Origin of the sequence: Halorubrum sp. SP3 (assembly GCF_005435195.1) — an archaeon.
Classification (GTDB): domain Archaea; phylum Halobacteriota; class Halobacteria; order Halobacteriales; family Haloferacaceae; genus Halorubrum; species Halorubrum sodomense.
Map to the genome: position 1 here is coordinate 1 of NZ_SGTU01000819.1, position 213 is coordinate 213.

The 213-nt window shown below is 61.0% G+C and carries 1 pseudogene; it reads left to right on the forward strand.

The window, feature by feature from the left end:
* Window positions 1–213: pseudogene (locus EXE42_RS20740) on the forward strand (hypothetical protein); the annotation flags it as partial.

Genomic DNA, 213 nt, shown 5'->3' on the forward strand with positions numbered 1-213 from the left:
TAGTGCGCTCGTCAGTCTCGCCGTACCTCGTGCGGATGCAACTGTCGGTACCGATGCCCCCGACCCGTTTCAGTATCTGCTCACGTCGTGTGACGTGTTCGTGCCGTCGGAAGTCGTTTCAGAGCTCCGTGACATCACGCAGTATCAAGATATCCACGGGGCAGCCGCGAGTAACGTCCTCGCAGCCCGCAGCTACTACACGGTCGCGGACCC